The organism is Arthrobacter sp. EpRS71 (assembly GCF_001512285.1).
In the GTDB taxonomy this organism is placed as follows: Bacteria; Actinomycetota; Actinomycetes; order Actinomycetales; family Micrococcaceae; genus Arthrobacter.
Genome location: NZ_LNUV01000006.1, coordinates 1,281,498 through 1,295,950 on the forward strand (window position 1 = coordinate 1,281,498; position 14,453 = coordinate 1,295,950).

13 protein-coding genes are annotated in these 14,453 nt (G+C 62.3%); 9 read left to right on the forward strand and 4 right to left on the reverse strand.

The genetic code is table 11. The annotated features are described in order from the left end of the window. Positions 1-4: 4 nt before the first annotated feature. The gene (gene trhO / locus AR689_RS16245; RefSeq protein WP_062071771.1) at positions 5-901 is read left to right on the forward strand and encodes an oxygen-dependent tRNA uridine(34) hydroxylase TrhO; all 897 of its coding nucleotides are present in this window, start codon (positions 5-7) and stop codon (positions 899-901) included. Between the two features lie 8 nt (positions 902-909). On the opposite strand, the gene AR689_RS16250 is transcribed toward trhO, so the two are convergent. Together AR689_RS16250 and AR689_RS16255 are read right to left on the reverse strand one after the other, a co-directional pair. Then, on the reverse strand, positions 910-1,440 hold the full coding sequence (locus AR689_RS16250) for a DUF6023 family protein (RefSeq protein ID WP_062071773.1): 531 nt from the start codon (positions 1,438-1,440) through the stop codon (positions 910-912). 64 nt (positions 1,441-1,504) lie between these two features. Beyond that, positions 1,505-1,948 carry a DUF6023 family protein gene (locus AR689_RS16255; RefSeq protein WP_062071775.1) on the reverse strand — a complete coding sequence of 148 codons (444 nt, stop codon included), beginning with the start codon at positions 1,946-1,948 and terminating at the stop codon, positions 1,505-1,507. 128 nt (positions 1,949-2,076) lie between these two features. On the opposite strand from AR689_RS16255, the gene AR689_RS16260 reads away from it, so the two are divergent. The 7 genes from AR689_RS16260 (at position 2,077) to proC (ending at position 10,915) form a co-directional block, all read left to right on the forward strand. Then, positions 2,077-3,726 carry a DUF7059 domain-containing protein gene (locus AR689_RS16260; RefSeq protein ID WP_062071777.1) on the forward strand — a complete coding sequence of 550 codons (1,650 nt, stop codon included), beginning with the start codon at positions 2,077-2,079 and terminating at the stop codon, positions 3,724-3,726. A 71-nt stretch (positions 3,727-3,797) separates the two neighbouring features. Then, complete coding sequence (locus AR689_RS16265; RefSeq protein ID WP_231745557.1) at positions 3,798-4,430, forward strand: ArsR/SmtB family transcription factor; 633 nt, start codon at positions 3,798-3,800, stop codon at positions 4,428-4,430. Positions 4,431-4,555: 125 nt separating this feature from the next. Continuing rightward, positions 4,556-7,279, forward strand: coding sequence for a type I DNA topoisomerase (gene topA, locus AR689_RS16270; protein ID WP_062071780.1), 2,724 nt, complete (start codon positions 4,556-4,558; stop codon positions 7,277-7,279). Between the two features lie 66 nt (positions 7,280-7,345). Continuing rightward, on the forward strand, positions 7,346-7,780 hold the full coding sequence (locus AR689_RS16275) for an SseB family protein (protein WP_062071781.1): 435 nt from the start codon (positions 7,346-7,348) through the stop codon (positions 7,778-7,780). A gap of 89 nt (positions 7,781-7,869) precedes the next feature. Further along, positions 7,870-8,994: a Ppx/GppA phosphatase family protein gene (locus tag AR689_RS16280; RefSeq protein ID WP_062071783.1), complete on the forward strand. Its 1,125-nt coding sequence runs from the start codon at positions 7,870-7,872 to the stop codon at positions 8,992-8,994. A gap of 1 nt (position 8,995) precedes the next feature. Continuing rightward, positions 8,996-9,829 (forward strand): sugar phosphate isomerase/epimerase family protein, encoded by an 834-nt coding sequence (locus AR689_RS16285; protein ID WP_062071785.1) that lies wholly within the window; start codon positions 8,996-8,998, stop codon positions 9,827-9,829. Between the two features lie 255 nt (positions 9,830-10,084). Then, on the forward strand, positions 10,085-10,915 hold the full coding sequence (gene proC / locus AR689_RS16290; protein ID WP_062071787.1) for a pyrroline-5-carboxylate reductase: 831 nt from the start codon (positions 10,085-10,087) through the stop codon (positions 10,913-10,915). A gap of 3 nt (positions 10,916-10,918) precedes the next feature. On the opposite strand, the gene AR689_RS16295 is transcribed toward proC, so the two are convergent. Next, positions 10,919-11,557 carry a potassium channel family protein gene (locus AR689_RS16295; RefSeq protein WP_197412963.1) on the reverse strand — a complete coding sequence of 213 codons (639 nt, stop codon included), beginning with the start codon at positions 11,555-11,557 and terminating at the stop codon, positions 10,919-10,921. Between the two features lie 40 nt (positions 11,558-11,597). After that, positions 11,598-13,031 carry a TrkH family potassium uptake protein gene (locus tag AR689_RS16300; RefSeq protein ID WP_062071790.1) on the reverse strand — a complete coding sequence of 478 codons (1,434 nt, stop codon included), beginning with the start codon at positions 13,029-13,031 and terminating at the stop codon, positions 11,598-11,600. A 102-nt stretch (positions 13,032-13,133) separates the two neighbouring features. Between AR689_RS16300 and AR689_RS16305 the strand changes: the two genes are divergently transcribed. Further along, on the forward strand, positions 13,134-14,360 hold the full coding sequence (locus tag AR689_RS16305; RefSeq protein ID WP_062071792.1) for an acetoin utilization protein AcuC: 1,227 nt from the start codon (positions 13,134-13,136) through the stop codon (positions 14,358-14,360). Positions 14,361-14,453: the final 93 nt, after the last annotated feature.

Here is a 14,453-nt window from a genome sequence, read left to right on the forward strand (position 1 = left end):
AATAGTGGCTTTGAACCGAATTGTGCTCTTCTATGGCTTTACCCCGATCGCCGACCCCGACGCCGTGCGTCTATGGCAGCGCGCCCTGTGCGAAAAGCTGGGTCTCACCGGCCGGATCCTCATATCAAAGGACGGCATCAACGCCACGGTGGGCGGCGAGCTCAACAACATGAAGCAGTATGTGAAGACCACCCGTGAATACAAGGGTTTTCACGACATCGACTTCAAATGGTCGGAGGGAGGCGCTGCGGATTTCCCGCGCCTCAGCGTCAAGGTCCGCGACGAAATCGTGTCGTTCGGAGCCCCAGGTGAGCTTAAAGTGGACGCGAACGGCGTGGTGGGCGGCGGGAAACACCTCCAGCCAGAGGAACTTCACGCACTGGTGGATGCCAAAAAGACCAGCGGCGAAGACGTGGTGTTTTTTGACGGCCGCAACGCGTTCGAAGCCCAGATCGGTAAGTTCAAGGACGCGATCGTCCCGGACGTCGACACCACGCACGACTTCATCAAGGAACTCGAATCCGGCAAGTACGACGACCTCAAGGACAAGCCCGTCGTCACATACTGCACGGGCGGAATCCGCTGCGAAGTGTTGTCCAGCCTCATGGTCAACAGGGGCTTCAAAGAGGTGTACCAATTGGATGGCGGGATTGTCCGCTACGGCGAGACGTTCAAGGATAAGGGCCTCTGGGAAGGCTCGCTCTACGTCTTCGACAAGCGCATGCACGTCGAGTTCAGCGAGGAAGCCAAGACAATCGGTGAATGCGTCCGCTGCGCTGCACCCACCAACAAGTTCGAGAACTGTTCCAACCTCAGCTGCCGTACTTTGACGCTGTACTGCGGGGAATGTGCCTCCAGTCCTGAAACTCTCCGCTGCCCCGGAGGCTGCGAAGCCGCCTGACCGCCGGGTCAGAGCCGGCTCACCCGATACGCGAAGTTGGCGTCCGATCGTGAGCCCACTGTGATGGACAGTATTGCGTCCTTTTCCACCTGGACCACGCTCACGCGTGCGTTGGCGCACCCCAAGGTCAGGTCCACGAGCTTGGCCTCGCCCAACGCGACGCTGAAGGTCACACGTCGTGTGCCGCGGCATGCCAGCGTCACCGCGTACGTCCCGCCAGGCAACTGCACCGTCTGCTCAGACTTGGCTTCGCCGGGGTTGAGGTAGCCGCTGCTTGAGAAGAAAGACTGCCCTTGGGACTCGGGCAACGCCAGTGTGGCCCACTCTTCCAGTGCTTCGCCGGTTACTGTTTCCTCCAGCGCCGGATCGGGCGGAAGAACCACAGTGCCGGCAGTGGAAGTGGGGCTGGCCTCCGGCCTGCCATCCTCGTCATAGGTGTATTCGCATGCCGTCAGGCTGCCGCTCAGCGCAATGAGAATGACGACGGCGGCCCTCGCCGGCCGCTGTGGCATCACCGAGCGAGCTGCCTTGCTGCCCATGGACTGACTTTACGCCCCTAAGGCCGCTGGCCCAAGGGTTGTCAGGGTAGATGCCTGCGGGGGCCTAAGCGGCTGACGGGACCACGTGGTAGGCGAAGATCAGCGGGGCATCGACGCTGCTGGTGGAGATGCTCAAAGCGCCGGCGCCGGGGACTTTGATCTTCACTACGTCAAGGCTGCCATTACACGCTGCGGCCGCGTCCGCGATCTTGTTGCCGCCCGAGGACACCGCGAAATAGGCTTTGCCTCCACCATCGCAAGCCATGGTGAGCGTGTAGCTTCCCGCCGGGACGTTGGGGGCGTCCTTGACCAACGGGTCCCGGTTGAGGATTTTTCCGGAGTCCTCCAACACCACGCCGCTCGCCGAAGGGAGGACCTTTTCCTTCCACGCGGGAACGTCGGCGTTTTCGATGTTGACCGGTGCCTGGCAGCCGCTGACTCCCAGCAAGGCCGCGGCTGTGATGGCAACAAGGCCCGCACGGCGCCTTGTGGAGGAGAAGTTGAGCATGCATCCAACGCTACCGGGTTCCCACAAGGGTGTTTGTCCACTGCTCCCGCTTGTCCACCCCTCCCGTTTGTCCACATAGAGCAGGTTCAGCATCCCGGAGGACTCCGTGCCGCCCCTACACTTGCAAGGTGACTGACACAGCTTCCTCCTTTACTTCCGGCAACACCGACGATGCTCCCCGCAGCGACCTCCCCGAACTGTTGTCGGCGCTCGCCGCAGATCTTCGTGCTCTCTCCTACACGGTTGACGGCGTGGCTGAACTTTTGGGCGCATCGGCCTCGGAGGCACTTGGCAGGGACCAGCTCATTCCCGCGCTCCTGGCCAGTGAGCGGCTCATAAATTCCGAGGCACCACTGGTCCGTTCTTTGGCGGTGATTGTCCGTCTTTGGCTGCTGGCCGTTCCACAGTCCGCGGCGGACATCGATTCCGCCCTTCCCGGTATCCGTGCGGAGGGACTCGCGGAGTTGGGGCTGGTCACTGTGGACGCCGGGATGGTCACGGCCAAGGCGGACCTGCGCCCCTACGGCTGGGACGCCAACACCGATGGCAGTGGCGGCGCGGAGCTCTGGGTTGCCAGCGACCTCGCAGCGCATCAGCAACCCGGAGTGTTGAGGCATGACCATGTCCTGGGAATCGGGCGTGCCTCCACAACACTGGTCCAAACCACGTACAGGAAACACAGCAAACGAGCACTGGATGTGGGCACAGGCTGCGGTATCCAAACGTTCCATTTGCTCCATCACTGCGAGCACGTGACGGCCACGGATATCTCCGAGAGGGCGCTCGCCTTTACCCGGTTCAACCTTCTGCTGAATGCCGCGGAACTGGAGCTGGACCCCAAGAACCTGGAGGGCAGGGTGAGCCTCCGGCTTGGCTCGCTCCTTGAACCCGTGAAAGGCGAGCAGTTCGGGTTGGTGGTATCGAACCCTCCGTTTGTTATCACTCCGCGGACGGGCGGCGAATCGTCGTCGGACCAGTTCACGTACCGCGACGGCGGTCTTCCCGGCGACGACATTGTGGCTTCCCTTGTCCAGTCCCTCGCGGAGGTTCTGGAGCCCGGTGGGACAGCGCAAATGCTGGGCAACTGGGAGATAACCTCTGGTTCGGAATGGAAGGACCGGCCCGAGGCATGGCTCAGGAACGCAGGGTTGGACGTCTGGTTCATTCAACGGGAACAGGTTGGCCCTGAACAGTACGCGGAGACCTGGCTTCAGGACGCCTCGCAGAACCGCGAGGATGGGCAATACCAGGAAGCGTACGCAGCCTATTTGGAGGATTTTGCGTCCAGAAACGTTGAGGGCATTGGCTTCGGCATGATTTGGCTGCGACGTCCGGAGCCAGAGGTCGGGGCCATCATCAACCGCTTCGAGGAAATTACATACCCGATCGAACAACCGATCGGACCTCACCTGGGTGCCGCCGTGGAACGGGCTGACTGGGTGGCCGCAGAGTCGGTTCCTTTGGCGCACCTTGTGGTTGCCGAGGATGTCACGGAGGAAAGGCACCAGCGCCCAGGGGCTGCTCATCCCGGAGTCATCCTTCTGAGGCAAGGGGCTGGCCTTCGGAGGACCAATCTGCTGAGCACTGAACTTGCCGGTTTCGTCTCCGCCTGCGACGGCCAATTGTCAGTCCGGCAGATCACCTCGGCTCTGGTCTCGCTCTTGGGCGGAGGTGAGGGCTTCGATGAAGAAGCCTTCCGCGAAGGGCTCTTCCGCGATGTCACCAACCTGGTATTGGAAGGGTTCCTCCTTCCGGACCCGGAGCGGGTCAGCGAGTGAACCGGGATACGGCGCGCTCATCCACCGTCGGACCTCCGGGAAGTGACCCTGACTACACTGATGAAGTGACTGTGAACAACGAGGCATCCCAGGCGTCAGGAGACGTTCCCCGGCGCAAACGCGCCGAGAAGACTGTTGAGATCACCGATCCCAAAGCTATCCGTGCTTTGGCCCATGCCGCCCGGCTTGAGGTTATCTCTGAGCTTTACGCCACACAGGTCAGTCACACAGCCACCGAACTCGCTGCCAGGACGGGTCTGACGCCCAGTGCCATGAGCTACCACCTCCGGGCGCTTCAAAAATGGGGGATCGTGGCGCCGGCGGAAAATGCGGGAGACGCCAGGGAACGCCGCTGGAAGGCGGCTGGAACGGACTTCACCATCTCGGGAGGCAGCGTTGCCAGCCCTGAGATAGCCGTGGTGGACCTTGAATTGGATGCCTTCCGCCGCCGGGCCTCTGCTTTCGCCAAAGCCCGCGGGGAACGTCGGCAACGCGGGGAAACCGGTGAAGAGCCGGCCGCGGTTGTTCTCTCCAGCAACCTGCTGTACCTTACCAACCCACAGCGCAGGGAACTTTTGGACAGGGTCCGTGCGGTTCTGCGGGAGTACGAACTTGAAGACCCCACCCAGATACCCGAAGGTGCCGAACGTGTGGCAACCTTGTGGTCAATGATCCCGGATGACCGCGTAGCGCCCGGTCAGTAACAGCCCTGCCGGGCCGTCGAATGTCCGCCCTGGTTTCCGCAGCAAAACGCAGGATTCTGCAAACTATGGTGAACTAGGCCAGTATGGGCACCAGCCCAATTACACATTTTTTCTGTAGGAGCACCGTGCCCAGCAAGGCAAAAACCGGCAAGAAACTCGTGATCGTGGAGTCTCCCGCCAAGAGCAAGACCATCGCCAAGTATCTCGGCGAGGGCTTCATCGTCGAGGCTTCGATCGGCCACATCCGGGATCTCCCGCAGCCGTCGGACCTCCCTGCCGAGCTGAAGAAGACCTCGCTGGGCAAGTTCGCCGTTGACGTCGAAAACGATTTCAAGCCGTACTACGTAGTTTCCCCGGACAAGAGGAAAAAGGTCGCCGAGCTCAAGGCGCAGCTGAAAGACGCTGACGCGCTCTACCTCGCAACCGATGGGGACCGCGAAGGCGAAGCCATCGCGTGGCACCTCCTGGAGGTCCTGAAGCCCAAGGTTCCCGTCTACCGCATGACCTTTGGTGAAATCACCAAGGAAGCCATCCACCGCGCCATGGACAACCTCCGGGACGTGGACACCGCTCTGGTGGACGCCCAAGAGACGCGCCGTATTCTTGACCGCCTGTATGGGTACGAGATCTCTCCGGTGCTGTGGCGCAAGGTGGCCCGCGGGCTGTCGGCCGGCCGCGTTCAGTCCGTGGTGACCCGCATGGTGGTGGACCGCGAACGTGAACGCATGGCCTTCCGGGCAGCGTCCTATTGGGACCTCACCGGCCAGTTCGGTTCAGACTCGGGCTCGTTCAAAGCAAAGCTTGCCGCCGTGGACGGCTCCAAGGTAGCCAGCGGCCGGGACTTCAATGACAACGGTCAGCTGACATCGTCCAACGTGGTGCACCTCAACGAGGAACTCGCAACGTCTCTGGCCGCAGGCCTCGAGAATGCTGATTTCCGCGTCCGCTCCGTAGATACCAAGCCGTACACCCGCCGCCCTGCCGCGCCGTTCACCACCTCCACGCTCCAGCAGGAAGCGGGCCGTAAGCTCCGTTTCTCGTCCAAGAGCACCATGCAGGTTGCCCAGCGACTCTATGAAAACGGCTACATCACCTATATGCGTACGGACTCATCTGCCTTGAGCGATGAAGCACTCACCGCAGCGCGCCGTCAGGCTTCCGAGCTCTATGGTCCCGAGTACGTCCCCCAGAGCCCCCGCGTTTATGCCAAGAAGGCTGCCAACGCCCAGGAAGCTCACGAGGCCATCCGTCCCGCTGGAGACTCTTTCCGTACACCGGCCCAGGTTGCCAAGCAGCTGAGCGGCGACGAGTTCCGCCTGTACGAGCTCATCTGGAAGCGCACCGTGGCCTCCCAGATGGCTGACGCCAAGGGCTCCACTGCCACCATCCGCCTCGGTGCGGTGGCCGCTGATGGACGCGACGCCGAATTCTCGGCTTCCGGTACGGTCATCACCTTCCCCGGCTTCCTCGCAGCCTATGAAGAGGGTAAGGACGAGAGCCGTGGTGACGACGAATCCGAGGAAGCCCGCCGTCTGCCGAACGTTGCCAAGGATGATTCCCTCACGGCTTCGGACATCGTGGCTGTTGGCCACGAAACATCGCCGCCGCCACGCTACACGGAAGCATCCCTGACCGCTGAGTTGGAAAAGCGGGGCATCGGCCGCCCCTCCACGTACGCGTCCACGATTTCCACCATCCAGGACCGTGGCTACGTCCGTAAGCAGGGCTCAGCGTTGGTTCCCAGCTGGATTGCGTTCTCCGTGATCCGTTTGCTGGAACAGCACTTCACGGACTACGTGGACTACGAGTTCACCGCAGACATGGAAGGCGACCTGGACAAGATCGCCAACGGCCAAGCAGTCGGCGCTGCCTGGCTCAAGCACTTCTACTACGGTGAAGATGCTGATCCCGGCCTTCTGAGCATCGTCAATAACCTTGGCGAAATCGATGCTCGCGAGATCAACTCCGTGCCCATCGCGGAAGGCATCACGCTGCGAGTGGGCAAATTTGGCCCGTATTTGGAAAGCTCCATCCCCACCCTTGACGCGAAGACGGGCGAAGTAGTTGAGTCCGCGCGTGCCAACGTCCCCGAGGAACTCGCTCCCGACGAGCTCACGGCCGCCAAAGCCAAAGAGCTCATGGAGACTGCGGCCCCCGAGGAACGGGTTCTGGGAACCGACCCTCACACCGGTCACACCATCGTTGCCAAGAACGGCCGATACGGCGCCTATGTCACCGAGATCATCCCTGAGATGACCGAGGAACAAATCGCCAACCAACCTGTTGAGTATTACAAGAACGGCAAACCCAAGCCCCCCAAAAAGCCGGTGAAGGCCAAACCGCGCACGGGTTCACTGTTCAAGTCCATGACCGTGGATTCGGTCACCTTGGATGAAGCCCTTGCGCTCATGAGCCTGCCCCGGGTCCTGGGCGAGGACGCGGACGGCAACCCCATCACGGTGCAGAACGGCCGCTTCGGTCCTTACCTGAAGAAGGGTACGGACTCCCGCTCCATCGGTTCGGAAGAGGAAATCTTCACGATCACCCTCGAACAGGCTCTGGAGATCTACTCGCAGCCCAAACAGCGTGGCGCCCGCGCCTCCGTGCCTCCTCTGGCCGAGTTCGGTCCGGACCCCGTGTCAGAGAAGAACATTGTGGTGAAGGAAGGCCGCTTTGGCCCCTACATCACGGACGGCGTCACCAACATCACCGTGCCGCGCTCAACCTCACTGGAGGAACTGACCAGGGAACAAGCCGTGGAGCTATTGGCAGAAAAGCGTGCCAAGGGGCCGGTCAAGCGGACCACAACCCGCAAGGCACCGGCCAAGAGGGCAACAGCCAAAAAGTAGTTGGCATGACGGCCGGGGCAGCACTCGCGAATTGCGTCCCGGCCGCCATCGTGGTCGAGTAGAACCATGACTGAACAGACGGTTACACCGGACAACGAACCCTTGAACGACCTCGAGGCCAAGCTCGCCTCGGCCGAACAGCCGGACGCGAACCCGGTGGACGTTATCCTCGCTTTCCTGAACAACGAGGTCTACCTCGTCAGCTCGGAAGCCGTGGACGGCCCGGACTCCTCGGTGGAGCCTCTGGTGCTCTCCAATGCGGACGGCCAGCCTGTTCTGGCCGTGTTCAGCCACCCGAGCCGCGTCGATGAGCGCTTCCTCGAAGCAGCCCCGCACGTCCTGGGAACCATGGGGTCAGCGATCCTCGGCAACATCGGCGACGAGCTGGGCATGGTCATCAACCCCGGAAGCGAATTCGGCTTCGAAATCGATCCCGAGGGCATTGCGAACATTCGCCGCGACTTCAAGCGCGCCGACGAAGCCGGGGAGCCGGCCGAATAGGGCCCGCCCAAGCTGTCGGCAACCAATCCGTCAGCGAAACGTCGCCGCCAAGTTGCTTCGCCGGCTTCGAATCGGTGAATAATGGCAGAATGCGTCTTGGCGTTCTCGACATCGGGTCCAATACCGTCCACCTACTGCTGGTGGACGCTCACCCCGGCGCGCGTCCGGTAGCTTTTGCTTCCCACAAGCGCCCACTTTCACTGGTGCAGTACCTCGACGCTGATGGCAACATCAACGAAGCCGGCCAGCATGAGCTCATCGAGTTCGTCCTGGAAGCTTGGGAGTTTGCGGCAAGCCACAAGGCCGAGGACCTCTTGGCGTTCTGTACTTCGGCCATTCGCGAAGCCACCAATGGCGCGGAAGTCTTGGCCCGGGTGAAGCACGAAACCACCGTGACCCTCCAGGAACTCACAGGCAGCGAAGAAGCGTCCATGACCTTCTTCGCCGTACGCCGTTGGTATGGATGGGGCGCCGGTCCCATCCTTGACCTGGACATCGGTGGCGGCTCTTTTGAAATGGCGTACGGAACGGATGAACTTCCTGAGTACGCCACCTCCGTTCCCTTGGGGGCCAGCCGATTGACCAGGGATTGGCTCCACGACGATCCGCCCAGTGCCAAGAGTGTGAAGGAACTGCGCCGGTATATCCGGTCCACGCTGAAGCCAGTGGTCCGGGACTTCCACGAAGTGGGCCGGGCGAATCTGGTGGCCGGCACGTCCAAGACCTTCCGCTCCTTGGCGCGCATTGCCGGTGCGGCCCCCAGCGCGGCAGGGCCGTATGTGAAGCGCGAGCTTCACGCAGCGGACCTGGGGCTGTGGGCACAGCGTATTTCGGCCATGACCGTGGAAGACCGGCTGTACCTACCCGGTGTCTCCGACGCCCGCGCCCGCCAATTGCTGGCAGGGGCCCTGGTTGCTGAAGCGGCGCTGGAACTCTTCGAATTCCCCAAGTTGGAGATTTGTCCTTGGGCCCTCCGCGAAGGCCTGATTCTGCGCCGGCTGGACCAATTGGTCTTTGAAGAAGCACTGGACCCGGCGCCCCACGTGGGGAAGCGTAAGAAGGACAAGTCCAAGAAAAAGGCAGCAAAGGAAGCCGGCAAGGCTCCCGATAAACATGAAGAACCCCACCCGGGGGTCACGGAATTCCCCCTCCCTGTCAACACACCGTCCCCAACACCGGTCCCAGCCCCAGTGGCAGGCGGGCTGGCCTCCTGAGATGAGCAACGACGTCGAACCTGAAGTGAATGACCGCCAAATTCCCGTGGCGCTGTCCAGCGCGTCTGTGTACCCCCTGAGCGTCCATGACGCCTTCGCGGTGGCACAGGACCTGGGTTACGAGGGCGTCGAGGTGATGGTCACCAACAACGCGGTGAGCCAGAACCCCGATGCCCTGATCCAGCTAAGCCACCGTTACCACCAGGAGATTGTCTCCATCCATGCTCCTACCTTGCTGTTGACGCAGCAGGTGTGGGGCACGGCGTGGAACAAGATCGAGAAGTCGTGCCAAATGGCCGCGGACGTCGGATGTGACACGGTGGTGGCTCACCCGCCCTTCCGCTGGCAGTCCAATTACGCGGAGAATTTCGTGGAAGGCGTTCGCGAAATCGCCGCGAGGTACCGGGTGCGCATCGCCGTGGAGAACATGTACCCGTGGCGGGTCCGGGGGCGCGAGGCGGTGGCCTACCTGCCGCATTGGGACCCGTTGGGCCAGGATTACGACGACGTCACGTGGGACTTCTCGCACGCCGCGACTGCCGGGGCCAACAGTTTGGAAGCCATTAAGGCGCTCGGTAGCAAGCTCCGGCACGTCCACCTCACCGATGGTTCGGGCTCCGGCAAGGACGAACACCTGGTGCCCGGTACCGGAACGCAACAGTGTGCCGAGGCCTTGCAGCACTTGGCGGCCACCGGTTTCGACGGCGTGGTTGTGGCCGAGATTTCAACCCGGAAGGCGAAGGTGGCGGGGGAGCGCGAGGAAATGCTGGCGGAGACGCTGCGCTTCGCCAGGCAGCACCTCAGCGTCCCGTCGCTGCGCTCCGTAGATAACTAGCGCGGGACTGCTAACGCGCCACCAGCGCTTAAAAGCGAAAGCACCGGCGGCCGAATCGGGAAATGGGGGAAAACCCGCCCGGCCGCCGGTGCTGCTGGCGGACATCCCCATGCCCGCCTTCATCACTCGCACCCTCAATGAGGTAATTACTAAGTTACGGACCAAGCATGAGTGCTGCCTGCAATAACCTTGGGAGCAAGCTGGGAATCTGAAATCCGTTAGACCCCGTCCGCGGCCAACTGCAATGATGGAGCCATGAGCAACCGAATCGCATTCCTTGGCTGTGGATCCATGAACGAGGCAATCCTGGGCGGTCTTGTTGCCGCCGGGACGGACCCCGCGGACATCGTCGCTACCGTCCGCCGGGCCGAACGCGCCGATGAGCTGGCCCAACGCCATGGGGTCATGGCCATTGCGGGCGAGGAAGAGCCGGACAACAACAAACTGGCCACCAAAGGCTCGGGAATGGTCATCCTGGGCGTCAAGCCGGTGGGCATCCTGGACCTGGCCCGGGAAATCAGCCCCGCGCTGGCGGAGGACACGATTGTTGTCAGCGTCGCAGCGGCGGTCTCCATCGCACAGCTTGAAGCGGCGCTGCCGGACGGGCAACCGGTTATCCGCACCATGCCCAACACGCCGGCACGCCTGGGCCGCGGCGTCATCTCCGTCTCCCCGGGTACGCACTGCACGCCCGAGCAGCTCGAAAGGGCCAAGAAAGCATTTGCCGGCGCGGGCACGGTGGTGGAGATCCCTGAAGAGCAGGTTGATGCACTCTCGGCCATCAGCGGCTCCGGTCCGGCCTACGCGTTCTACCTCGCAGAAGCCATGGCTGCGGCCGGCGTCGAGCTTGGCCTGGACCAGGAACTGTCCGTGATGCTTGCCCGCGAAACCGTTGCGGGCGCCGGTTTCATGCTGGCCGAACCGGGTGCGGACCCCTCAGCCCTGCGCATCGCCGTCACCAGCCCCAACGGCACCACCGAGCGGGCTATCGCGGCTTTCGACGACGGCGGCATCCCCAAGATCATTGCCGACGGTGCGCGTGCGGCAGCAGCCCGTGCAGCAGAAATCACCAAGCAGCTAGGCTGACCACTACGGCCGCGCCGCGAAGCGCTCCAGCAAGTCCACGTGTCCGGACACGATCAACATGTCGTGGCCGGACACCTTGGTTTCCGGCCGGGCATACGTGAAGTCCTCGCCCGGCGTTTTCACGCCCACAATGGTCACTCCATACTTCGAGCGGACCTTGGATTCTTCCAGCGTGAAGCCCACCGTTTCCTTGGGCGGGTACATTTTGACGATCGCGTAGTCGTCGTCGAACTCGATGAAGTCCAGCATTCGCCCGGACACCAGGTGGGCGGCGCGGACACCGGCGTCAGCCTCGGGATAGATCACGTGGTTGGCGCCGATCCTGGTGAGGATCTTGCCGTGCGAGGGTGTGATGGCCTTGACCCAGAGATGTTGGATTCCCAAGTCCACCAGGTTCACGGTAATGAGCACTGAGGACTCGATGGACGTGCCAACGCCCACTACCGCCGAGCTGAACTCCTGGGCACCCAACTGGCGCAGCGCATCAATATTGGTGGCATCTGCTTCCACCACGTGAGTGAGCACAGGCGCCCATTTCTGGACGAGGGTGGTGTCGCGCTCGATGGCCAGGACTTCACGGCCCTGCTTGACCAGTTGCTCAGCGGTGGCGGATCCGAACCTGCCGAGGCCAATGACCAGCACTGGTGAGTTGTGGGCGGGGCGGTTGGCTGCCCCTGTGCTACTAGCCAATGATTGGCCTCTCTTCCGGGTAGTGGTACAGCTGGCTGCGTTGGCGCAGAGCCAATCCGGCCGCCAGGGTTACGGTGCCCACGCGGCCGGCGAACATCAAAGCGGTCAGGACGTAAACGCCCGACGGCGGCAGCTCGGCACTGAGGTTGGTGCTCAGTCCCACGGTAGCGAAGGCGGAAATGGATTCGAAGAGCACCCGGTCCAGTGAGGCGCCGCTGATGGAGAGCAACAGGAATGCCGCCACTGACACCAGGGTGGCACCGGCTACGATCACGGAGATGGCCACGCGCATGGTGCCTTGGGGAATGGTGCGTCCGTAGACCTTCACATCGGCGTCGCCGCGGGCTTCAGCCATGATGGCCAGGAACATGACGGCTATGGTTGTCACCTTGATACCACCGGCCGTGGAGGCGGAGCCGCCGCCGGCAAACATGAGGGCATCGGTGAGGAGCATGGTGGTGGATTCCATGTGGTTTTGATCCACGAGGTTGAAGCCGCCCGAGCGGGTCATGACGGAGGCGAACAAGGAATGGATCACCTTGTCGCCAACGTCCATGTGGCCGATGGTCCGTAGGTTGTCCCATTCCATCAAGCCCCACAGGACCGTGCCTGCCGCGAGCAGGATGAAGGAGACCTGGATGGTGAGCTTGGTGTGGAGGTTCCACTTTTTCCAGTTGAGCCCGTTCTGCTGCAGCACCATCACCACCGGGAATCCGAGGCTGCCGAGGAACACGCCCAACATCAACGGAATAAGGATCCAAAGATCGGTTTCGTAGGGGACGATGCCATCCGAATGCGGCGTGAATCCAGCGTTGTTAAAGGCGGAGATCGAATAAAAAACGCCGTGCCACACAGCCTGCCAGAAGTCTTCGCCGAGCATGATGAAGCGCGGGATAAGCGCCAGCGCCAGCGCTGCCTCAATGACCACGGAGGTCACGATCACGATCCGGAGCAAGGTACCCACCTCGCCAAGCCTGCCCGCATTGTTCATGGCTTCCTGGGCGATGAGTTTGCCGCGCACGCCCAGCCGTTTGCTGACCATGAGGGCAAGCAGGGAGGCCAACGTCAGGGTGCCGAGGCCACCAACGAAGATGCCTATCAGGATGACCAGCTGACCAAAGAAGGTCCAGTGCGTGGCGGTTGAAACTACTGTCAGTCCAGTAACGCAAACGCTGGAAACTGCCGTGAACATTGCCTGGTGCAGGGGTGTGACGGTGCCTGCCGACGAAGCGGCGGGCAGGGACAGCAACCCCGTGAAAACCAGGATCACCACGGCAAAGACGGTCAACGCCAAACGCGCCGGTGAGGTGTTGGCAATGTTGTCGATGAAGTCGCGCACGCGCGTGAAGATCCACAGACCTTCCCGCTCCTGCTGGTTGGGTTGCCAGTTGGTCGGGCTCGTGGACCGCGACTGGCTTTGAGACATGGCGCTCTTCCTCGGTTGAACAAGCTTTCCTGAGTAGTAAACCACTATTCCCGCGGCGTAACCGGGCGGAAGGCTGCTCGGGGCTCAGGTAGCCTGTTCTGGATGAACTCACGGCTTGGAACTACAGCTTCCAGCATTACGCGGTCCGCACTGCCAACGACGGTGGTGTGGGATCCAGCCATGACTGCCTACAACTTTGGCCCGGGTCATCCCATGGCGCCGCAACGGCTTGAGCTGACAGCGCGGCTTGCTCAATCCCTTGGCCTCTTTGACCACAACCATGTGGCCGTCCAGGCACCCACGGTGGCCACCGACGTCGAACTTTTTTCCGTCCATAGCCCCGCATATGTGGAGGCTGTGCGCCGGGTCAGTGCTGATCCTTCCACGCCGGAGGAGGACCGCGGACTGGGAACAGAAGACGATCCCGCGTTTGCCGGCATGCACGAGGCCAGTGCCCGCCTCGCCGGCGGTTCCCTCGTGGCGGCTGAGACCATCCTGAGCGGCCAGGCCGTCCGTGCTGTGAACTTCAGCGGAGGGATGCATCATGCCGCGCGTGAGCGGGCCAGCGGTTTCTGTGTCTATAACGACGTCGCGCTGGCCATCCAGCGGTTGCTCGACGGCGGCGTGCAACGGGTGGTGAGTATCGACGTCGATGCGCACCACGGCGACGGTACGCAAAGTATTTTCTGGAATGACCCCCGCGTCATGACCATCAGCCTGCACGAAACGGGCCTCACCCTTTTCCCCGGGACCGGATTTGCCAATGAAACCGGCGGCCCGAACGCTCCGGGAACTGCGGTCAACGTCGCACTCCCTGCGTTCACGGGGGACGCGGCCTGGTTGCGGGCTTTCCATGCGGTGGTCCCGCAGCTTGTTGGCGCGTTCCAACCCGAAGTCATCGTGAGCCAACACGGGTGCGATTCCCACCGTGACGATCCCCTGACGCACCTGAACCTCAGCGTTGACGGGCAGCGTGAGGCGGCTTCCGCCGTCGCCGGACTTGCCGCCCGCTACTGCGACAACCGCTGGATCGCTACCGGCGGAGGCGGCTATGACGTCACCGGTGTGGTGCCGCGGGCTTGGAGCCACCTGATCGGAATGGTGACGCAGCGCCCGGTACCGCTCCGCACGCCGGTGCCTGAAGCCTGGCGGACGTATGTGAAGGAAACCTACGGGGTGTGGGCCCCGGAATCCATGGGCGATGACGTGGACGTCTGGTGGCGTTCCTGGGAGGTCGGCTACGATCCCGCGGACGAGGTTGACCGGACCGTTATTGCCACGCGCAAGGAGATCTTCCCCCTTTACGGCCTGGATCCTTGGTTCGACTGATAGTTCACCGCCTCCACTGAGCGTCGCTGGTCTGGTTGGGGTGCCTGTAGCGCCACGAAACAGGGATGCCAATCGGCGTATATGTCGCTAGGG

What these genes read in the sequence shown, in the direction of transcription:
- AR689_RS16285 (WP_062071785.1), top strand. Translation starts at nt 8,996, where the DNA reads ATGAGCAACGACGTCGAACCTGAAGTGAATGACCGCCAAATTCCCGTG.
- AR689_RS16280 (WP_062071783.1), top strand. Translation starts at nt 7,870, where the DNA reads ATGCGTCTTGGCGTTCTCGACATCGGGTCCAATACCGTCCACCTACTG.
- AR689_RS16275 (WP_062071781.1), top strand. Translation starts at nt 7,346, where the DNA reads ATGACTGAACAGACGGTTACACCGGACAACGAACCCTTGAACGACCTC.
- AR689_RS16250 (WP_062071773.1), bottom strand. Translation starts at nt 1,440, where the DNA reads ATGGGCAGCAAGGCAGCTCGCTCGGTGATGCCACAGCGGCCGGCGAGG.
- AR689_RS16255 (WP_062071775.1), bottom strand. Translation starts at nt 1,948, where the DNA reads ATGCTCAACTTCTCCTCCACAAGGCGCCGTGCGGGCCTTGTTGCCATC.
- AR689_RS16300 (WP_062071790.1), bottom strand. Translation starts at nt 13,031, where the DNA reads ATGTCTCAAAGCCAGTCGCGGTCCACGAGCCCGACCAACTGGCAACCC.
- AR689_RS16305 (WP_062071792.1), top strand. Translation starts at nt 13,134, where the DNA reads ATGAACTCACGGCTTGGAACTACAGCTTCCAGCATTACGCGGTCCGCA.
- proC (WP_062071787.1), top strand. Translation starts at nt 10,085, where the DNA reads ATGAGCAACCGAATCGCATTCCTTGGCTGTGGATCCATGAACGAGGCA.